At 30.1% G+C, this 22,115-nt stretch carries 12 protein-coding genes; 1 reads left to right on the forward strand and 11 read right to left on the reverse strand.

What is annotated here, in order from left to right; all coding sequences use genetic code 11:
• Window positions 1–47: 47 nt before the first annotated feature.
• The 4 genes from purD to rnpA all read right to left on the reverse strand — a co-directional run bounded on the left by purD (window position 48) and on the right by rnpA (window position 5,121).
• On the reverse strand, window positions 48–1,319 hold the full coding sequence (purD, locus tag BX611_RS04260) for a phosphoribosylamine--glycine ligase (RefSeq protein ID WP_115878394.1): 1,272 nt from the start codon (window positions 1,317–1,319) through the stop codon (window positions 48–50).
• Window positions 1,320–1,355: 36 nt separating this feature from the next.
• Window positions 1,356–3,044 (reverse strand): DUF6909 family protein, encoded by a 1,689-nt coding sequence (locus tag BX611_RS04265; RefSeq protein ID WP_115878396.1) that lies wholly within the window; start codon window positions 3,042–3,044, stop codon window positions 1,356–1,358.
• 69 nt (window positions 3,045–3,113) lie between these two features.
• Window positions 3,114–4,748, reverse strand: coding sequence for a S41 family peptidase (locus tag BX611_RS04270; RefSeq protein WP_115878398.1), 1,635 nt, complete (start codon window positions 4,746–4,748; stop codon window positions 3,114–3,116).
• Entirely contained in the window at window positions 4,738–5,121 is a 384-nt protein-coding gene (gene rnpA, locus BX611_RS04275; RefSeq protein WP_115878400.1) for a ribonuclease P protein component, read from the reverse strand. The genes BX611_RS04270 and rnpA overlap by 11 nt, the downstream gene beginning before the upstream one ends.
• Window positions 5,122–5,190: 69 nt before the next feature.
• On the opposite strand from rnpA, the gene BX611_RS04280 reads away from it, so the two are divergent.
• Window positions 5,191–6,369 (forward strand): acyl-CoA dehydrogenase family protein, encoded by a 1,179-nt coding sequence (locus tag BX611_RS04280; RefSeq protein WP_115878402.1) that lies wholly within the window; start codon window positions 5,191–5,193, stop codon window positions 6,367–6,369.
• A gap of 69 nt (window positions 6,370–6,438) precedes the next feature.
• Here the strand turns inward: BX611_RS04280 and BX611_RS04285 are convergent, their stop codons facing one another.
• The 7 genes from BX611_RS04285 to BX611_RS04315 all read right to left on the reverse strand — a co-directional run bounded on the left by BX611_RS04285 (window position 6,439) and on the right by BX611_RS04315 (window position 22,115).
• Complete coding sequence (locus tag BX611_RS04285) at window positions 6,439–7,053, reverse strand: hypothetical protein (RefSeq protein ID WP_115878404.1); 615 nt, start codon at window positions 7,051–7,053, stop codon at window positions 6,439–6,441.
• A 152-nt stretch (window positions 7,054–7,205) separates the two neighbouring features.
• Complete coding sequence (locus tag BX611_RS04290; protein ID WP_162880032.1) at window positions 7,206–9,818, reverse strand: M14 family zinc carboxypeptidase; 2,613 nt, start codon at window positions 9,816–9,818, stop codon at window positions 7,206–7,208.
• Between the two features lie 26 nt (window positions 9,819–9,844).
• Complete coding sequence (locus tag BX611_RS04295) at window positions 9,845–14,824, reverse strand: LamG-like jellyroll fold domain-containing protein (RefSeq protein WP_115878408.1); 4,980 nt, start codon at window positions 14,822–14,824, stop codon at window positions 9,845–9,847.
• Between the two features lie 100 nt (window positions 14,825–14,924).
• Window positions 14,925–17,381 carry a TonB-dependent receptor plug domain-containing protein gene (locus BX611_RS04300; protein WP_115878410.1) on the reverse strand — a complete coding sequence of 819 codons (2,457 nt, stop codon included), beginning with the start codon at window positions 17,379–17,381 and terminating at the stop codon, window positions 14,925–14,927.
• 2 nt (window positions 17,382–17,383) lie between these two features.
• Window positions 17,384–18,100, reverse strand: coding sequence for a DNA repair protein RecO (gene recO / locus BX611_RS04305; RefSeq protein ID WP_181897230.1), 717 nt, complete (start codon window positions 18,098–18,100; stop codon window positions 17,384–17,386).
• Between the two features lie 2 nt (window positions 18,101–18,102).
• Window positions 18,103–20,379: a type IX secretion system anionic LPS delivery protein PorZ gene (porZ, locus tag BX611_RS04310; RefSeq protein ID WP_115878414.1), complete on the reverse strand. Its 2,277-nt coding sequence runs from the start codon at window positions 20,377–20,379 to the stop codon at window positions 18,103–18,105.
• 410 nt (window positions 20,380–20,789) lie between these two features.
• Entirely contained in the window at window positions 20,790–22,115 is a 1,326-nt protein-coding gene (locus BX611_RS04315) for a sensor histidine kinase (RefSeq protein ID WP_115878416.1), read from the reverse strand.

The following is a 22,115-nucleotide window of genomic DNA, read 5'->3' on the forward strand; positions in this document are numbered from 1 at the left end:
GTTGCGTGTCCTAATCCCCAGTTTAATGGCGCAACAAGAATTTTTTTTTACAAGTCAAAACCAATGTCTGTTCTAAAATTCATTTTATCGAAACTAATTTTTTCAATGTTTTTGTATGATTGTTTTAACGCTTCATTAAAGTTATTTCCGTAAGATGTAATTGCAATAACTCTGCCTCCATTTGTTACAACTTTTCCGTCTTTTGTTGTTGTACCTGCGTGAAAAGGTATAGAATTTTCAACTTTATCTAAACCAAAAATCTCTTTACCTTTTTCATAAGCTTCGGGATATCCTCCAGAAACAAGCATTACAGTACAAGCGCTTTCTTTTTTAAGTTCAATAGATTTAGTATGTAATTCTTTATTACCAGCTGCAATTAACAACTCTAAAAAATCGCTTTCAATTCTTGGCATAACCACCTCGGTTTCAGGATCTCCCATTCGGCAATTGTATTCAATTACTTTAATTTCTCCCTTGTCTAAAATCAATCCAATAAATACGAAGCCAACATAAGGAATATTATCTTTTTGAAACCCGTCAATTGTTGGTTTAATAACCTGAGTTTCTATTTTTTCTATTAATTCTTCATTTAAAAATGGTACTGGCGAAACAGCACCCATTCCTCCTGTATTTAAACCCTTATCTCCTTCACCAATTCTTTTGTAATCTTTTGCACTTGGTAAAACAACATAACTCTTTCCGTCGGTTAAAACAAAACAGCTAAGTTCTATTCCTGTTAAAAACTCTTCAATAACAACTTTACTACTTGCGGCACCAAACTTTTTATTGGCTAACATTTCGGTAAGTTCATCTTTTGCTTCTTGTAAATCATTTAAAATTAAAACGCCTTTACCTGCAGCTAAACCATCTGCTTTTAAAACATAAGGTGGAGTTAATGTTTCTAAAAATTTGTATCCATCTTCTAAGTTTTCTGTTGTAAAACTTTTGTAAGCAGCAGTTGGTATATTGTGTCGGTACATAAATTCTTTTGCAAATTCTTTACTTCCTTCAAGTTGTGCAGCATATTTTTGTGGACCGATAACTGGAATATTTTTTAACTCATTATCGTTTAAAAAGAAATCATGAACGCCTTTAACCAAAGGATTTTCTGGGCCAACAATTACCAATTTAATATTGTTTTTTAAAACTGCACTTTTTACAGCTTCAAAATCTACTTGATTAATCTCTAAATTAGTTCCAACTTCTTTTGTGCCAGCATTTCCTGGTGCTATAAATAACTTAGTTAATAATTTACTTTGCGCTATTTTCCAAGCCATTGCGTGTTCTCTTCCTCCTGATCCAAGTATTAATACATTCATTGTATAAATTTATTTTAAGCTATTTATAGTTTTAATTTAAAAAATTTGTTCTAATATTTTTTGAGTAATTACATATGTTGGCAATACTCCTGTTGTTCCTAAACCACCTGAAGCCAAAGTGCTTCCGGTTTCTAATGGATTATCTGAAGCATAATATGCATACCTAACTTGTACTTTTCTTGAAATATTTCCTCTAATTTTTGATGCTGCCTGAATTGCTTTTTGATAATGAGCTCCTTCCATTTCAAGCCCAATAACTTTCCAAGTGGAATCATGAAAGAATTTTAAAATATCTTTATTTTGAAGTGATGTTCCAAGCACAGTTACCATTGAACCTGTATAAACTCCAACTCCGCAACCTTCAAACATTTTCTTTTTTAATTGATTTTTAAATGGATAATTATCAGCAGTACCTTCAAAAATATGTGAAGAAGGAATCATAATATCTCCTTTTCCTCCTTCTAATATTCCTGCTTTTCCCATTATTGAAACAGAATCAACATTTAAGTGATGCTTTTTTCCGTCTTTATCAATATAAGGTTTTAAAAGTTCATCCATAGTTTCGTAAGCCTGTTCACCAAAAGCATAATCCATTACAATAAGAACGGGCTTTTCACCATCATTCAAACTATTTTCTAGGGTGTATATAGTTTTAGATATATCAATTTTTTCGGTATCAATTATTTGAACATTTATATTGGTTCCAGAAGTGTCTTTAATATAAATTAAACCATTATTTGAAGCATATTCTTTTACTTGTTTACGCAAATCTTCATTATCATCAATACTTAATAATTTAAACAATGAAATAGTGTCATTATCTTTAATTTGCTGTGGTAATACAACTGGCGCATAAATTGAGTTCATAACACTGTGCATATTTGCACTTATTATATGAATTGGTTTATTTAATAAGTTGTTTTCGTTTAATACATTTTTAATATTATCTGCCCACATTTCGCCATAAATATGGTGCCCAATTCGTTCACGTAAAACTGGACTAAAATTTATAGCTCTTCTTAAATTATTTACTTTTTCGTTTATGGCTAAATTTCCTAACCAATAAATAATTTGAAAAAAACGATCTGGATTATTTTTGTCGCTTAAAAGTGTGAAAACATTATAAGTTTCTTCAAAAGTACGCCCTAATATACTGGCTAAATGCGCTAACATTATGTCGCGTTCATCTCCGGTTAATTTTTTATTATGAAGTACAACATCTTCAAGTTTTTTCCATTCTCTTATAGTTTCAGTTCCGTCACTAATTAAAACTTTATTTGCAATTTTATGAGACTCTATAAACAAAAAGGTTAAATGAGTTAAAATGTCGTAGATTTCAGAACGGCCTCTTGTAACTTCAATGTTCATTTGATCTTTATCAATTCTAAAGCAATTCCTTCTTCTTTTGGGAGGAACAATTGGTTTAAAATGAGATTTTGAATAACCTTCTTCTGAAGTTAAATTAACAAATCTACATTCTTCAATTCCCTTTGGAAGGCGTTCTATAACATAAATAAGTCCGTTTAATTCCACTTTCTCTTCAGCAATTGAGCCATATATTTCTGGTCTTAACAGTAATAACGATTCTCTTAAAGCGTCACCTGAAATTCCCATTGGTTTGTAAAAACCTCTGCTAAATAAATGACGCATAGAAATGTACAAACGCTCTATTGCATTTGATGATTCTTGCGCTCTAGTTCTTTCGTGATTATTTGAGTGTACCATAAATTATTATTGGTTTACAAAGATACAATATCTCTGTTGAATTGTTTAATTGTTCAATTGTTGGGTTAATTAATTTTTTAATAGGTTATTATAGGTTATTTGGTTGTTTAAAATGGAAGCAGCTTTTAAAATGGTAGTGTCAAATGCTGCTTTTTGTTGATAAACACCTTCAACATAGTAATAGCGTTTTACTATTTCTTCTGTTAATTTTTCTAAAATCTCAGTTTTGTTCTTCTCTAACTCAGAGATTTTTTCCAATTGAATAACTTTTAATAATTCTACATATTTTTTTTCAAGATTTTTATCTAAATTTTCGGAAGTTGCTTTTTCAAGGGCTTTTTTAAAGTTAACTTCTGTTTCGGTTTCAAAATCAGCGTGATTTTTATCTAAAAATTTCAATAATGCATTAAAATCCTCTTCCTTTAAATTAAATTTTGAAGGTTCAGCAATAGCAGGATTATTATAAAAATAGGTTGTAGCATAATTAAAAAAAGCATCTGAATTTAATAAAGTTTCAGTAGTTTTAGTAGTTGTAGATTTTTCAATATCAATATCTGGTAAAATTCCACCACCACCATAAACGGTTCTTCCAATTGCAGTTTTGTAAGTTTCTCTACCTGCATCAGAAAATTTAGGAATATTTCCCTCATCGTCTCTATTTGCGTAATCTAACTCCTGAATACATCTTCCGCTTGGCGTGTAATATTTTGAAATTGTTAATTTCATTTGTGTTCCATAAGAAAGCGGCTTATATCTTTGAACCAACCCTTTACCAAATGAACGTTCACCAATAATTACAGCTCTATCATAATCCTGTAAAGAACCTGCTAAAATTTCTGAAGCTGATGCAGACCGGTTATTTATTAAAATTGTAATTGGAATCTCTAAATTTATAGGTTCGCTTCTTGTTTTATAAGTAGCACTTTCTTTTTTTGTTTTAGCTTTAGTTGTAACTACTACTTTGTCTTTTGGAATAAAAAAATTAGTTATTTCAACAGCCTCATTTAATAAACCTCCAGGATTACTTCTAACATCAATTATTAGCTTTTTCATCCCTTCATCTTTAAGTTCTAAATAGGCATTTTTAACTTCTTCTGATGCTTTTTCATTAAATTTAACAAAAGAAATATACCCAACTTCCTCATCTATCATAGTGTAAAAAGGAACCGCACTAACATCAATTTTCTTGCGTGTAACTTCAATATCAAGTGTTTTATTTTGACGTTCAATTTTCAACTTCACATTTGTACCCGGTAAGCCATTTAATAAACTTGAAACTCCACTTTCTTCAAAATCTTTAACTTCAATTTCTCCAATTTTTAATATTTTATCGCCAGGTTTTATTCCTGCGTTTTCAGCTGGAGAATTTTTTAATATTTCTCTAATTGTAAATGTTTTGTTGTTGTATTTAGAAATAGCTCCAATGCCACCATACTCTCCAGTTGATCTTATTCTTGCATCTTCAACTCCTTGTTCATCATAAAACCGCGTATAAGGATCCAAATTACCAAGCATATAATTTATGGATTTGCTTGTAAGTTTTCCTGGATTTACTTCATCTATATAATACATGTTCAACTCTTTAAACATGGTAGTATAGATATCAATTTGTTTGGCTATTTCAAAAAAATCAGATTGAAACCCTGCAGAAATTGCAATAAACCCAGCTACAAATATTCCAAATATCCATTTTTTAATTTTCATCTTCCTTTATTTTAGTTTTCAGTTTGGTGTTTAACTTTTTTAAACATAACTCTAAATCGCTGTATTTTATTTCTTCTTTTGCCATATAAATAAACATAAAAACATATTTATTTTCAATGTGTTCTATAAATAAATGTTTGTTTTTTCGGTAAACCTCACGCATCAACCTTTTAATTCTATTCCTGTTAACCGCTAATTTTACATTACGTTTTGGAACAGAAAACCCCACTTTTATTGGAAATGTACCCTTATGATTTAATGGTAAATATATTAATCTTAAAGGGAAAGATTTTACATGTTTACCCTCAGCAAATAATTGCTCAATTAATTTTTTGCTTTTTAATTTTTCTTCTTTTCCTAAGGTATAACTCATTATCACAAATGTAATGAATAAATGATTTTAATTAGTAAATTTGTGTACAAACCAAATTATAAAAAACGAATGTCACAAGATTTATTTCAAGCTCCAGATTATTATCAATTGGATGATTTGCTAACTGAAGAGCATCTTTTAGTGCGTGATGCAGCGCGGGAATGGGTAAAACGTGAAGTCTCTCCAATTATTGAAGAAGCAGCTCAACAAGCAAAATTCCCATCTTCAATTATTTCAGGCCTGGCAGAAATTGGTGCTTTTGGTCCATATATTCCTGAAGAATATGGAGGAGCAGGATTAGACCAAATGTCTTATGGATTAATAATGCAGGAAATTGAACGTGGTGATTCAGGTGTACGTTCAACTGCATCAGTTCAATCTTCGTTAGTAATGTATCCTATTTGGAAATATGGAAATGAGGAGCAGCGTAAAAAATACTTACCAAAATTAGCTACTGGTGAATTGATGGGTTGCTTTGGTTTAACTGAACCTAATCACGGTTCAAATCCAGGTGGTATGGAAACCAAAATAAAAGATATGGGAAACCATTATTTGTTAAATGGTGCAAAAATGTGGATTTCAAATGCACCCTTTGCCGATATAGCAGTTGTTTGGGCTAAAAATGAAGAGGGAAGGATTAAAGGATTAATTGTTGAACGTGGTATGGAAGGTTTTACAACTCCTGAAACACATAATAAATGGTCTTTACGTGCTTCTTCAACAGGAGAATTAATTTTTGATAATGTTAAAATTCCCAAAGAAAATATATTACCCAATAAAGATGGATTAGGTGCGCCACTTGGTTGTTTAGATTCTGCTCGCTATGGAATTGCCTGGGGAGCAATTGGTGCAGCAATGGATTGTTATGATACCGCTTTGCGTTACGCTAAAGAGCGCATACAGTTTGGCAAACCAATTGCAGCAACACAATTACAGCAAAAAAAATTAGCTGAAATGATAACAGAAATCACCAAAGCGCAGTTACTAACTTGGCGCTTAGGAACACTTAAAAATGAAAATAAAGCTACATCCGCTCAAATATCTATGGCAAAGCGTAACAATGTTGATATGGCTTTAAAAATAGCTAGAGAAGCACGTCAAGTATTAGGTGCAATGGGAATTACTGGGGAATATTCTATTATGCGTCATATGATGAACTTAGAAAGTGTTATAACCTACGAAGGAACACATGATATTCACTTGCTAATAACTGGTATGGATATTACTGGTATTTCTGCATTTAAGTAAATTCAGCAATAGAATAATTAAAACTAAAAAGCCCTGTATTACAGGGCTTTTTAGTTTTAAAAGTTTATGTTATTTTGTGGCATCATCATTATATCCAGGACAATCTGTTTTACAAAAATCAAACAACATAGCCCAGCTATCACCTTCAAATTGATCTCCTTGACCCCAACCTGTTTCACGTTGAATTTCATTTCCTTTATCATCAATTTTAGCTAATTCGGCATGAGCTGCTATTGCAAAACATGTTTCAAAAGCACTTGCAGGAATTTTATATTCAACTTCAAAATCTGAAATTACATTGGCCTCATAATCCATGCGTTTTTCAAAAACTCCTGGTTTTGGGTTTCCTTTTTTAGTTTCTGGAATTCCATCTCTATCACCAGCATATAAATGTGTTAATTTAATAATCCATTCATTATTGGTAATATAAGTAATGTACACATAATCTGTACCTGACTCGTTTACAATTTCAACATCAATTCTTCCAGCATCATAATTTTGCCCAGCTATTAAAGGAGTTGAATAACAAGCAGTAGTAGAATTTCTAGAAGATAATCCTGTTAAATCTTTCGTTAAAACAGTGAAATCGAAATTGTTTTGTTGTAATTGGTCAAACTCATTATCGGTTTGACAGCTAAATGACATAAATGCCAATATAGCTAAAAAAGTAATTTTTTTTAACATATTAATTGTCTTTGAGGGGTTAATAGTCAATAAAATTACTAAAAAAAAATTAATTTAAACCATTAAATGTCAATAATTCAAATTTTAACCCTTTTTACATATAGAAAGAAGGTTTCTGAGTTAAAAATTATATCTTAAATCTTTAAAAACAGTTACTGTATAATCAATTTTTTTGTTGCTCTTCCTAAATTTGTAGTAATTGCTATAATATAAACTCCTGATTTAAAATCACTTGTATCAATTGAATGAATTTCATTACTTTGATTCATCTTTTTAGTGAAAAATACTTTTTGTCCTAATAAATTAGAAATTTCAATATTAAATTCTTGAATTTCATTAGGTACTGTTAATTTTATTTCACCAATATTTGATGGGTTTGGATATAGATTGAATGTGCTTAATAATTCATCCTCTACCCCTAAAGAACTATCAATAATATTAATTGTATAGTCTTCTACTTCACCTACTATTGCACTAAAATTTTCACAACTTGTGGGATAAACATCTTTTTTTGAAGAAATTCTCATACGAACAGCACCAATAATTGAGTTTGAAGGAATATTAATTGTCACTGGAGATAAACTAGTAATTGCTGTTGATTGTTTGGGAATAGTTCCTAAATTTATAATTTCACCAGAGTCGTCAAAATCACCATCTCCATTAAAATCTATAAAGGCATTAGTAAATAATGGATCATTTCCTGTTGCACCTGAAGTTGCTGTAACTGATAATGAATAAGTAGGGCTAATTTTACTCTTATCAATATCTGATGAGAGCGTAGAACTAAAATCTTCATACCCACTTGTATTGTCAGTATCTGAATTATTAATTGTTGTTTCACCTATAAAAGTAACATTCGTAATACCTCTAGTTGAGGTATCTCCTGTAGAGTTACAATAGCTTACCATCGATGTTGTAAATAATTTTGAGTTACTATAACTTGAGATAGCTCCGCCACAAATACTTCTAACTTGATATTCATAAGTTGTATTTGCTGTTAGACTAGAGATAGCCAAAGAATTAGTTGATGATGATGAAAGAATCCAACCACCTATTCCATTTACTCTATATTGTATATCATAAGATGTAACATTTAAATCTTCCCAATTTAATGTTGCGGAAACAGCTGTAATATTTGTTTCGGTTAAACTAGTAGGAGCGCTAACAGCCATAGGGATTAATGAAATTGTACCTAAGTCGTTAACAACTCCATTTGTAATTACCTTACTTAATAATGTAACTGGTTGATAACAATCAGCTTCAATTAAAACATCATAGGTGCCAGCTTCAATTAACCTGTAAAAATCTCCATGTGGCAATTCAGTTTCTACCCATGAATTTCTGCTTAGTGGTTGATCATCTCTTCCTACAACAGTTATCTTAGCTTTAATTGGATTACTTGTAGAATTATCAGTAACTATGCCTTTAAATCCATAAGTTCCTTGTAATAAATAATCGATATATGCGTTTTTATTATAATCCCACATATCTAAAATATCATAATTTATAGCACTTGCAGGGGAAGGAGATGTTTTAGTTTGAGATAATTCAATAGTTACTTCTCTGCATTGTTGCTCAAAATTCATATAATCTTGTCTTCCACCATCTATCTGATACCAGTCTGCACCATGGGTGACTCCTAAAATAGGATTTGATTCATATATTGTTGATTTTAAAAAATCAAAGTATTCTCCTGAGTCATAAAGGCCAGGATCATTTGGGTCAGAATAACCTAAGGGGCTATCATTTTGAGCATTTAATGCATATTCTTGACCAACATACCTCCACCAATCGTTATCAACAGGTCTATCATAAGTAAAATCCCAAGGGTAGTTAAATACTTCTTCTCCTCCATGAAAATTTGCTGCTAACACGAAATGATAGGTATCTGCCAAAGTCATAAATTGAGTAGTTTCATATTGGTAAGGCTGACCATCAGGATGTAAAGTACCATCAGGTGCTGGGTAATTTCTATTCATATCAATTCCATTCGCATTTCCTCTAATTGATGAATTTACATCTGCATTTGTGGTTCTAAAAGTTCCATCTGGATTGGCTAAAGGGTTAATCCATATTTCAGAACCATTTATTAAACTTTGAGCTTTTGCATAATCTGAGTTTCCAGAATCATTATATGCAGTTATTAAATGATCAATTAAATTCAACATTGAAGGATATCCTGCTAATTCATCACCATGTATGGAAGATGTATACATTAATCTAGGTTCAGCTTCATTTGTAGCAACATTATCGGATAAAACAAGAAACAAAAGATCATGGGTTCCTGCAGCAGATCCAGGAGTTGTTCCAATATTTACCAATCTGGCAATATTAGGATGGTCAGCAACAAATTCGTTCATTTGAGCAACATATTGAGCATACGTTGGATAAGCCGTAAGTGGAAATGATAAAGTATAATTGCTTTTCCCAGAAACTCCTTTTTTATGAATTTTAGGATCAAACATGACCACATTCTTAGGTTCGTTTGCCTCAATGTTTACTTCAAATGGTAAATTAAATGCTAAAAACTTTTCAAAATTCTTCTTATTGGCAATGGCTTTTATTTTTAATGGGTTATTTCTGTTTTGACCGTGATCAAATGAAATAATTCTTGATAATTGTTTTATTTCTTGAAAATTATTTGCAGTAAAAGTAAAAACTAATTCTCCTCTTTTGGTTAAATATTTATTAGCTAATTCTTTATTGTTTTGTGCATTTGAAAATACACCAACTAGTAAAAGTACTATTAGGAGTTTAAATTTCATTATTTTATTGGACATCAATTTCTATGTTATTCTATAATTATTTTTTTATTTATAATTCCATTTAAAGTATTTATTTGCACAAAATAAACTCCTGTTGAATTATTAATCGGCAAAGTTATAAATCTTTCTTCTAAATTGGTTTGCCAAGTATTAATAACTTGACCTAAATAATTAAATAATTGAATACTTATAATTTCTCTTTCAGAAATATTATTAATAATTAATTCGGAAATATTATTATTCATGTAAACAAGAACCCCTTCAAATAATTTGTTTTCTTTATACTTTTTTAAATTTGGTTGAAAAACCAAAGAAAATCGATCTAAATATTCTCCCGATTCTAAATAAATTTCAAAATTCTTTTTATTTATTTTATGAGTTTTCCCTGTAAATTTATCTTCTATATATAAGTTAGTATTTGAATTTATATTCTCAAGCTCATTTATTTTAACTGTAATTAATCCTGATTCATTTACAATAATACCAATAGGGAATACTTGATCTTTGTTTATGTTATTTACTCCTTGAATTACAAATTTACTTTCATTTATTAACCAAAACATATCCTCTACATTCACATCAGCCATTAGAGCGTCATAACCAATATCAAAATTATTTGTAGTATTTTCATCTACTCCTAACAACAACTGTCTATAATAACCTTGGGGTGAATGAAACTCTAATCTTATTTTTTTTCGAGTATCAGAATTATTATTCATTGTTTTTGTTGTTTTACTAGAACTTCCTTTAAAAAACAAAGAACCATTATTACTTCCTGTAAACCGTTCTAGTTCAAATACACGTTGACTGTTTTTAAATTGAATATTACCTCCAGAAACTGTGGCTGTGGACCCATTTAATAGAGGGTCTAAAAACGCATTAACAAAAAACCCTTGATTTACAGGAATATATCTTTCAGGAACTCTATTACCAGAAGCTCCATTTGCATTTACACGGATGTCATTCGAAATTGCTTGAGTACCTCCAATTAAAGTATAAGCTGCATAACCACCAACATACTGTCCTAAAATATGGGTAGCTCCTGAAAAATGATGCCAAAAATACAATGCTCCATTAAACACATTAACACTATTTCTTCCAGCTCCATCGCTTATATTATCTAATATAAATTCATTAGCATCCATTGCAGAAGGGTATGGGTTTCCAATTAACCTATCCCAACCATTTGTTAATGGTAATGTAAAATCTCCATTATATGGTTTACCAATAAACACATAGTTTTGATTATCTGTTATTGCAGAAGTACCCGAAACACCTTTCATTGTAAAAGCTTCACCAGGAAGCATTGAAGTAGTTTCATCTATAGATACCCAAGAATCATAGTCATCATCTGTACCATGAAATTTCCATAACCAATACCTACTTAAAGTAATTGGACTTGTTACTATTCCATCTGCTGCTGCATAAGGGTTTTGAAATATTATTTCTTGTGGCAGCCCTGTTGTACCATCATATAAAACTCCTGTATTACTTGAATAGTTTCCAATAGTAAAACTTGGGTTTGTACTACCCACAGTTTTTGAACCAACAGATGATGTCCAATAATTGTAATTGTAACTACTTGCAGTACCTTGTTGGTCACGCTCTAATTCTCCTGTTGCTGTTGTAACTAAATCACTATCTGTGGTTTGTATTAATTGAGAGCCTCCTTCTAAATCAATTTTTCCATCCAGCCCTAAATAATGTGTAACTGTTAGTCCATTTCCAGTATCGGTTCCATCTGCCATATTTGTAGTCCCTTCGGCTGTTAATTCAAAAGTGTCATCTACAATTAAACCTAACAAATTTCTATTTCCATTATTAGCTCCTGGTAAAGCAGCATTGTTCATTGTTACGTTTGAACTTATTTGAACAATATTCCAATCTACTGTAAAACGATCATCTTCATCCACATCACTATCACCATCACGATCAACTGTTGGAGCAATTATAGACTTTGAGCCTGGTATTGTTTGCATAGTACCATTGACCCAAGTGGATTTTGTGTCCCAATCCGTATTTGCTGATGAAACATAAGGTAATGGTGCAGTTTGTCTGTCAACTGTTCTTAAATTTCTTAAAGCGCCTTGATGTCCGTTTCCAGATTCATCTTTGGTATTTGTATAAGTGTATGTTGACATTGGGTAATACCCTTTTAAATTTGACCAATCTAAAATTCCTGCACTAATATCATTCTTTGTTGGAGAAATACTCTTTAATGTAAAAAAAGAACCAGCAACATCTGTATTGTCTTCAATTTCCTGATTCATGATAAAATGCAATTCGTCTTCAGTTAAAGCTTTATCCCAAACTCGTACTTCATCAATATTTCCTTTAAAAAAACTACCTAACGTACCTTTTCCTGCTGCTGCAACATTAAATGATTGTGTTGTAGATACTGGAGAACTTAACGATGAAACTGTTATATCCAAAACTCCATCAATATACAAACTTGCTGTTCCACTATTATAGATTATTGCGAGTTGATGCCATTCATCTTCTGGAATTATAGTGTTTGAGGTAATTGTTTGTAAACTTCCATTCATCCAGGAAACTTCAAATTTTCCTAAGTTATTAATTTTAAAGTCATAACCTTCTGTATATGCTAAATCTCTTTTAGATAAAACTGATTTATCAGCAGAGCCAGATTCTCTCATTACCCAGGCTGATATTGTAAATTCTGAGGTATTCAAATTTAAAGCATCTTCCATATCAATATAATCAGAAGTACCATTAAAATAAATTGATCGTTCATAAACACGTTCAGGAGCCCAACCAAAAGTTATATACTTTGTATTATCAAAATCGTAGTTAGTTTTCACAATAGCTTCACCAAGCTCGTTGGTACTTTCCGTCATAACTCTATAATCTGCTGTAGGGTCAAAAACAGGTGTATCAGAAATAAACATAAGATAACGTCCATCAGGTGGTACAGCAGTTCGAACAGCGCTTTTCAAAATGGCTACTTCTACAGTTGGTATGTCTCCTCCAGTCTCTTTTACTTTCCAAGTTCTAGCAATTCCGTGGAATTCTACTGGTGTTCCGCTTGGTAATATGGCGGGTGTAATATTAATACTCATATCCACATCAACATCTACAGAAGGATTATCTAAATCAACACCATCATTTCCCCACATTAAAAACTCCTTATCATTTAAGGTATTCGGATTTAAATTATTTGTATCGTATATGTTTGTTAAACCCATTGTTAACACACCTTGACCACGAGTTGCACCATCCAATGCGTTATTTACACTTCTAGATTGTTTTTGATTTAATTCAGAGGCATCATCTCTACCAATTCCTGCAATATCATAATTATATCCACTATTTACTGATTGATCCCAAATTACAGTTCCATCAGAATCTACATAATCTTGACTTGTTCCATTTACACCAAGTGTAATACCATATTTAACTGCTAAATAAGATTGAACTTTATTGCGTTCATCAGTAGGACTGGTGTCATCTTTTTTAGCTGAATAAGTAATAACTTCAACTATTCTCCCTTCAAAACTCCCCTTAAATGCCTCACTTCTACCCAACCAAAAGCGAGAATTAATTACATTATCAAATTGTGGTAGACCAACTTCTGAATTTCCTATTTCATTTGAATTAAAAGATAATAGGTTTGCAGTAGGAATGGCTGCATCATTATTTCTAGAATTAACAATACCAACTGTATTATAACTTTCTATTGTACTTGAGTGAGCAATTCCATACCCTCTATCAGCAATTGGAGTTGAAGGATCTGTATTAGTTGTACCCACGGCATAGGTTAATAATTCATCTTCAACCCGAATTGAGTATTTACCAAAACCAATTCCAGAACCATCTCTTTGATCTGTACCAGGCACATAATCCCCACAAAAAATATCCATACTAGAAAGTGTAGAATTTACATTAACGTCTGGAATTACAACAACATAAAAATCTTGTGTATAAAATCCTTCTGAACCAATTAGAGTTTGCCTATTTGTATCTGAATAAGAATAATCTTCACCCGCTGTGTCATAATCATTATCAAAATCTATTACAGGGTTAAAATTAATATTATAATTAGGATCATCTCTAAACGTTGGCTCTAAGCCTGAAGGAGCTGTAGCATTGGAACCTCTTGCTTGAGTTGCCCAATTTGTTACACCATTAGCTCCATTTATAGTAATACCTTCATTTGCTTTTAGCCATATTTTTAAATCTGATACAACACCTCCGGGCCCTTCAGTAAGTGGCGCTATTGAGGTACCGTTAATAATAAATGTATAAGGATTTTCATCTGAATCTGTATTTGGTATTGTAACAGTTGTAAATGGCGCTCCACCAACGGTTGGATTAAACGTTACGGTAAAAGTTGTTGAACTACCTGAAGAAATTGTTGGAGACGTAGAACTAAAGTCTATTGAATAATCTGCTGAATTACTTAAGGCTGTTGAATCTAGAACCCCTGTTAAATCTAAATCACAATTTCCATTATTTTCAATTGTATATGTAACTGGCGTTGAGGATGAGCCTACATCTATATTTAAAAACTCAGTTGGGTTATCTGTTCCTCCAACAGCAATTCCAGTTGCTCCGTTTAAAATATCTATTTCAGGTAAAGTTGAGGCTGTAACTGTAAATGTCCACAATCCATCAGGATCATTGGTACCATCATGCGCAATGGTAACTGTTTCATTAAAATTTCCACAAGAAAATGTATTTAATGATATTGTGAATAATTTACTTCCGCCTTTCGCTAAAGAAGCACTCGTTGAACTGATATTAAAATCAGATCCTGAAAATGTTATATCCGCTATAGTTAAAGTAGATGGGCTCCCTCCTTTTATATTCAAAATATAAAAATCTACTGAATTATTTGAACCAAAATCTATATTAGAATCTTGAGTTAAATTAGTACCAAAAGGGTATTCAACACCTATTTCTTGCGAATAAGAAATAAAAGGAAATGTTATTAATAGTAAAGTTACTAAAATAAGGGGGGTTAATTTAGGTAGTTTTATTGCCATAATATATAGGGGTTTTATGGTGTTATGGGACAAATATAATATAAAACTGCTAACTTAGCAAAGAATGTTCTGTGATAAAAAATACTTAATCTGTTGTTAATTAGACTTTTAATAATAAAGTTAAAGATACATTGCGCCCAGGGGCACTAATTGAAGATGCAAATTCTTTATAATGGGTATCAAAAATATTATCAAGATTTAAAAATATGGTGAAACTATTATTTAATTTGTAGTTTGAATTTATTCCAAAAGCATTCCATTTTGGATTTCCATAATAACTATCAGCAATTGAATTATAAGGTGTTTGCTCTACATTATCTATGCCTTCAATTAAATTATAATCTTGTAGTCTTTTTTTAGCATTAAATTTCCAATTTAAATTTGCCTGAAAACGTTCTTTTTCAAAACCAATTTCTAAATTTCCAAATAAAGGAGGAATGGAAGATAAAGGCAATTTGGTATCGTAAGTTTTGCCTTTTGTATATGTTAACGAGCCTTTACTGTGCCATATATTATTAATATTCCCTCTAAAACTAAAGGTGGTTCCTACAATATATGCGTTGTTTTTATTAACATTTGCAACTACTGTACCTTCCTCACCATCGTACATTATTGTTGGAGAATTATTAACTTCAAAATAATCACGTGTAATGTAATTATTTAAAAGTGTATAATAAATATTTAAACCTGTATGAAATTTTCTATTGTTAAAATACTTTAAAACGCTTGTTTCAAAATTATAAGCATATTCAGGTTTTAAATTAATATTTGGTACTGTTACATTTCCTGATTTTTCTCTTATTTTTCCAACATCATCAATATTTGGCGATCTAAATCCTGATGAAATTACACTATTTAACTGCCAATTTTCTGAGGGCTTATATGCAAAACCTAAAGTTGCAGTTACCGCTGCATTATTTAGAGAAATATCAAAATCCGGCAAAGTAATAAAAGTATCATCTAACCAGGTTGCCTTTAAAATGGTATTAATAACTCTTAAACCTGTATTTAATGTTGTTTTTTTATTAATATCCTGACGATAATTTATGTAAGATGCCAAACTTGTGTAGCTGCTTCCACCATCCGGATAACGGGATTGTACAATAAAATCATCCTCCGTAAAACCAACAATTGTATTGTTGTACACATCTAATGTTTTTCCATAAGAATTAGAATTTACTTTATTGTAAGTAGTTTCAAACCCGTATGATAAAATTCTATTATTCCCTTTGGTTAAAGGCACAAAAAAATCACCATTTAAACTAAACACGTCAACATTTTCGTTTCTATATGAGCGCTCTAAACTTGTAAATTTTCGTTGTATTCTAGATTCTTTAATATTTTGAAATGCAGCAGTAATAGTTCCATTTTCCAACCATTTTTTATTTGGATTAATTTTTAATTGTGAAGAAACTAATAAACGCTTTTGAGGCCCATAATACCATTCAGCAAATTTTAACGCTCCATCTGAATATTCTGTTAGCCTATCAAATCTATTAATATTTGATGATTCAGAATATTGAAAATTAAACATTAAATCGCTTTTTTCTGAAAGAGGAATGGCTAATTTTTGTAAAATATCTAACTGATTATAACCTGTGTTTTTTTCAATTTCATTATTTGAATTAACAACAGGGTTTTCGCTATAATAGGTATTGGAATTATTGGAATACTCAAAAACTTTTCCCCAATCATCAAATCCGTGATTTCTGTTTTTCCCCATTTTTAAATCCCCAAAACTACTGTGTGAAACACTTGTAAATGATGCCCATTTTTTATTTCTAAGCTCTATATTCCCCTCTGTAGTAAATTCACTGTTAACCGAGCTAAATCTTGAAAATAACGAGGTATTAACTTCTTTTTTGTTACTAATTTTCGGAGTTTTTGTATAATAATGAACCACACCACCCAACGCATCTGAACCATAAACTACTGAAGATGGTCCAAAAATAACTTCGGTTCTTTCAATTATATTTGGAGACACTGTAATAACATTTTGCAAATGTCCCATTCTGTAAATAGCATTATTCATTCTAACGCCATCAACAACTAATAATACCCTATTTGCTTCCATTCCTCTAAGCACAGGACTTCCACCACCAAATTGAGATTTTTGAACTCTAACTCCTGGTAAATTTGCCAATAAATCTGCTGAAGTTTGAGGCGCCAATCTTTTAATTTCTTCTTTTGAAGTTATTGCCACTTGTTCTGCTATTCTACTTCTTTTTTCTTCTCCTTTTGAAGCTGATAATACAATTTCATCTAACATTTCAGCATTTCTGGTTAAATAAACTACAAATTCAATTACCCCAAGTTCACGTTTTAAAATTTCATATTCAATATAAGATAAGTGATTAAAAGAAAGAATATCTGAATTTTTAAAAACCGATAAATCTGCAATACCATCATTATTAGTATATACATAACTATCATTACTATCGTTATATATAGTTACATTTTCAATTGGTAAATTTGATTCTCTCTCAAGAACCTTTACTTGTTGTGCATTTATATTTATAGATAATAAAACAAATAAAATAATAGTTATAAATCTCATAATTAACTAAATACAGATTTTAATACGTTTAATGATTTTGGCTTTTTAAAACCACTTACATGTAATTCTAAATATTGAATTAATATTGTTAGTACTTCCTGCCTGTTTGAAGCACTAAAATTAACCTCATGTAACACATCAAAATTTATGCCTAAAAGCTTTTTAAAATAGGTTAGTTTTTCTCCATTAACAGTACTAAATTTACTTTTGTTTGTAAATTTTCCTTCTAACAAATCAAAATACTCCATATCCATAGCATTTACTTCAGGGTAAAAGCCTAAATATTTGGTTAAATTTAAAAGGAAAAGTAAATGAAAATTTGAAACAATATTATGCGTGTCTAACCATAATAAGGAAGTTTCTAAATATTTAAAAAGTGATGCGTTTTCCTCTTCTTCTTTAATTGCATAATGTAAAATTTCTGATAAAAATAAGGCTATAGATTGTTTTTTAATATCTGAATAAATTGAGTGATAAAAATTTACTACTTCAATTTCTCTAATAGAATTTAAAGATCCTTTATTATTATGATTAGCAGTTAAATTAAGCTGCATTAGTGGTTGAAAATAAGCTGATTTTATTTTAGCTTTTTTGGCTTTTAATATGCCTTTTAACAGGTACGTTTTTAATCCGCATTTTTCAGTATAACAGGTAGCTATTAAACTTGTATCTCCATATTTAATGGCGTTAATAACTATTGCTTTAGTAGTTTCAATCATTATTAATTGATAATCGCAATTTTTGTTATAGAAGTTCGTTGCTTTTCATTGTCTATTAACAACACTATATATATCCCAGAAGCCACTTTTCTACCAGCTAAATTAGTTTTATTCCAAACCACTTTACCCCCAGATGATTCTTGACCTTCTCTTATATTAGTTTCGTACACTAAATTACCTGCAGTATCTAAAATTTTTATATTTGTTCCCTTCGGTAAGTGTTCTCCATGACGACCATCAATTGTTATAAATTCATTATTTTTAGTAGATGGATTTGGATACGCATAAACTTCCGTTAGAGTATCTCCATAAACTGCAACATCGCTATTAAAAGCAACAATGCCTTTCGCAGTAGCAAAATAAGCTTTACCTGAATTTTTATCTACTGCAATTTTTAATATTGTATTTGAAGGTAAAGGAGAATTATTTACATTAAAATTATGTAATGTTTCGTTGCCATCTGAATTTGTTTTTAAAACACCTCCATTACTTGTTCCAAACCATTTGTTATTTGCACCATCAACTACAATAGAATTTATTGCCTGATCTCCTAATAATTTTTTTGGAATACCACTATCATCTAAAATAATTATTGGTTCAGCATCAACTATTGCTTCGCTAAAAACTGTTGCGGCATTGTATAATACAACCAAACCTTTTAAAGTTCCTATCCATATTCTATTATTGTCATCTGCAGCAATAGCTCTAACATTAGGATCGGGTAAAGAACCTTTTGTAGATTCTGTAGTAAGTGCTCTTTTTTTATTTCCGTTTTCATTAAAAATCAACGCTCCATTTCTTCTGGAAGCTACCCATATATTTGAAGTTTTATCAACAACAAGTTCGCCTAAACCCAATGCAGGATTTGTCATTACGGAACTCATATCAAACTCGTCCCAGCTACCATCAAAACCGTATTTTTTAATTCTTTTATCAACCCAAGAATTGGCTATCCATAAATTGCCATTTACATCAAAAGCAGATCCATTAATTCTGGTTCTCCATTCCAGGCCACTATTTAAATGAGTCCAATGTTCTACAACTTCATTATTTTCAACCACCAACATTCCGTTACCATAAGAGCTTATATAAACTTTATCAATATTGTTAGGGTCAAAAGTAACATTTACAAGATTTGTAACGTTAAAATTCTTGTACGGTGTATTAACCCAAGTTTCTCCATTAAAATGATCAAAACTGTAAGCTGTATTTCTAGGTGCATAAGCTCCATCATATCCTCCATAAACAACCCATAAATTATTCTCTTTTACTGAAATTGAAAAAGGTAAATTAGATACTGGACCATCTGGATGAATTTCATCAAAATTTGGAATATTATCAGAAGTGCATTTTAACAGTCCAAATTCTTTGGTTCCTAAATACAACAAATTATCCTCAAAAAAGGCAGTATTTAAATTATAATAAAATTGCTCATTTGTATTGGTAACATAATTAGTTATTTCAGAATCATTTGAATTTAAAACATATACTCCTCTTTGTGTAGCAATAGACAAAAATTCATTTGATGCCTTTATGGAAAGTATTGTTTGAGGATAATTTTTTTGCAATACCAAATTATTATCTACAACTTTATATAATTTGCGATTGTTAGATGCATATATTTGATTATTAAACACCTCAACATTAGCAAAATTTCCAGAAAAATATTGTGTCCAATTATTAAAATCTATCAAATTTGGATTGGTTATATCTGCCATATAAATACCATTTTCAGTAGCTGCAAAAATAGTATTATTAAGTATTTTAACCTCATTTACTTTAATTTCAGATGATTGATTACCAATAAAATAAGTGTCCCCAAACTGTAACTTATCAATATCGTAAACTATTATTGCAAAAGATGTTGAGATATAAAGTTTGTTATTATAACCAATAATATTATTGATGCTTTTATCTCCTGAAAAATTAAAATTAACAATATCTTTTAAAATGGTAATATTATTATTGCTATCAATAATCTCAATTAATCCTGTTTCATAACCAATTATTAATTTCTCATAAGTTGTACTATAAAATACACTTGAAGTTAATTCTCCTGAAAGACCATTAACTGACGAAGTTTTAGTTATCTCACCATTTAATTCGTTGTATGTAAAAATGGCATTATCTACAATAGCATGAATTTCATTTTCAGTTTTAATGAAGTCCTTTACGTTATTATATGAGTAGAAATCTTCCCAATTTTTAGAATAATCCGTTTGCGCCCAAAGTGTAGTGCTTACATAGAGGAAGGTTAATATTTGGCTAATTTTTTTCATAAATTAATTCAAATATATCTATTAAAAATTTAATTGAAAAGGTATTATTTGGATTAAATTTTTATTCAAAAAAAACCTTGAACATTGTAATACGTTCTTACAATGTTCAAGGAATAAATAAATCAACCCCAAAGACTTATTTAATGTTTTAAATGTATAGAGTCAAAACCCCTCTTGACAATAATACAAACCAAAGATACGCAGATATTATCTAGATTTTTTTTAAATAAACAAAAACTAGCAGAAAGTTAATAAATGGTTAACTTTTTACAATAAATGGTAATTATTATTTTTGTAAAAAATGCGAAATATCAGTAAAACAATAAACTAACTCTCTAAATTTCAAGTAATTTTAAAAATAATATTAGATAAACTAATTGTTTTTAGTTACATAAAATAATACTTTAAATTTAAAGCAATGGAAATTTAATTGAAACCTGGGTTCCTGTTGTAGTATTGGATGAAATATCTTTAGTTACAATATGTACATCTTTATTTTGATAAAGCATTCTAATTCTATTTTCTGTAGCCTCTGCTCCAAAAAATTTACGTTTTTGACTCATGTGCGATAGTTCTTTTGCTTTATTAATCCCAATTCCATTATCTAAAACAATACACAAAACATTTCCATTATCTTCCTTGATAGTTAAGTTAATCATTTTTTCACCTTCTTTTTTCATAATCCCATGCCAAATTGAATTTTCAATAAAAGGTTGTAAAAACATGGGTGGAACTTTTATTTTATCTAAATTTAAATTTTCATCAACTTTCACAGTATACTTAAAGCCACCTGTAACTCTCATTTTTTCTAATTTAATATACAATGCCAATATCCCTAACTCATCTGAAAGTGTTGAGGTTGGACTTGATGAACTATTTAAAATTACACGAATCAATTTTGAAAACTTAGTTATATAATCTGAAGCTTTTTCAACTTCATTTTTTAATACAAAATTGTTTATAGAATTAAGTGAGTTAAACAAAAAATGAGGATTCATTTGACTTTGTAAAGCAGTCATTTTTAATTCTTCCATTTCTTTTAACTTTATAGCCAATCTTACTTCTGCATTTTTACTTTTTTGCTCAATTCTTTTAATTGTAAAACCAATAATTATTGAGAAAATAATACACTGTAACATTGCACCTAAATACACAAAAAACATAGGTTGTAAACCAAAATCGGTAAAGAACTCTAAACCAACAAAAAGTTCTAAAAAACTAATGTTTGCCAATAACAAATAAATAAGAGAACCTGCAACAAAGTAACTTGAAAAATTATCTTTTATCCTTGTGTAAATAATATAATAAGAAATAAGAGTGAATATTGTTAAAATGGGTGCTACCAGAGTAAAAGCTTTAATTTGAAATTCATATCCCAATAAAACTTGAATTAAAATAAATGTTGGAAATAAAATTAAAAGCACCTTAGTTTCAATTACAAAATACCTATCCCATTTTATTAAATAAGTCCTTGTATCTAATAGTTCTCGGGCAAATAAAACATATGCCGCGTATGCTAAAAATTGAATTGAAAAATTAATGTAGTTATAAAATTCACTTACTTTACCCGTAGCAATATGGCTTAATAAATAAATTGTTAGGGCTAGTAAATATAAACTGTAATATAAGTATAGTTTACTTCGATTTTGAAAAAATATTAATAAATGGTATACAAAAAGAACGAATAAACCTCCTCTAATCCACGAATATATTTCAGAATGAAAATCTAATAACAT

Origin of the sequence: Lutibacter oceani, assembly GCF_003384935.1 — a bacterium.
Classification (GTDB): Bacteria; Bacteroidota; Bacteroidia; order Flavobacteriales; family Flavobacteriaceae; genus Lutibacter; species Lutibacter oceani.

What these genes read in the sequence shown, in the direction of transcription:
- BX611_RS04280 (WP_115878402.1), top strand. Translation starts at nt 5,191, where the DNA reads ATGTCACAAGATTTATTTCAAGCTCCAGATTATTATCAATTGGATGAT.
- BX611_RS04265 (WP_115878396.1), bottom strand. Translation starts at nt 3,044, where the DNA reads ATGGTACACTCAAATAATCACGAAAGAACTAGAGCGCAAGAATCATCA.
- rnpA (WP_115878400.1), bottom strand. Translation starts at nt 5,121, where the DNA reads ATGAGTTATACCTTAGGAAAAGAAGAAAAATTAAAAAGCAAAAAATTA.
- porZ (WP_115878414.1), bottom strand. Translation starts at nt 20,379, where the DNA reads ATGAAAAAAATTAGCCAAATATTAACCTTCCTCTATGTAAGCACTACA.
- BX611_RS04315 (WP_115878416.1), bottom strand. Translation starts at nt 22,115, where the DNA reads ATGTTATTAGATTTTCATTCTGAAATATATTCGTGGATTAGAGGAGGT.
- BX611_RS04290 (WP_162880032.1), bottom strand. Translation starts at nt 9,818, where the DNA reads ATGAAATTTAAACTCCTAATAGTACTTTTACTAGTTGGTGTATTTTCA.
- BX611_RS04285 (WP_115878404.1), bottom strand. Translation starts at nt 7,053, where the DNA reads ATGTTAAAAAAAATTACTTTTTTAGCTATATTGGCATTTATGTCATTT.
- BX611_RS04300 (WP_115878410.1), bottom strand. Translation starts at nt 17,381, where the DNA reads ATGAGATTTATAACTATTATTTTATTTGTTTTATTATCTATAAATATA.
- BX611_RS04270 (WP_115878398.1), bottom strand. Translation starts at nt 4,748, where the DNA reads ATGAAAATTAAAAAATGGATATTTGGAATATTTGTAGCTGGGTTTATT.
- BX611_RS04295 (WP_115878408.1), bottom strand. Translation starts at nt 14,824, where the DNA reads ATGGCAATAAAACTACCTAAATTAACCCCCCTTATTTTAGTAACTTTA.
- recO (WP_181897230.1), bottom strand. Translation starts at nt 18,100, where the DNA reads ATGATTGAAACTACTAAAGCAATAGTTATTAACGCCATTAAATATGGA.
- purD (WP_115878394.1), bottom strand. Translation starts at nt 1,319, where the DNA reads ATGAATGTATTAATACTTGGATCAGGAGGAAGAGAACACGCAATGGCT.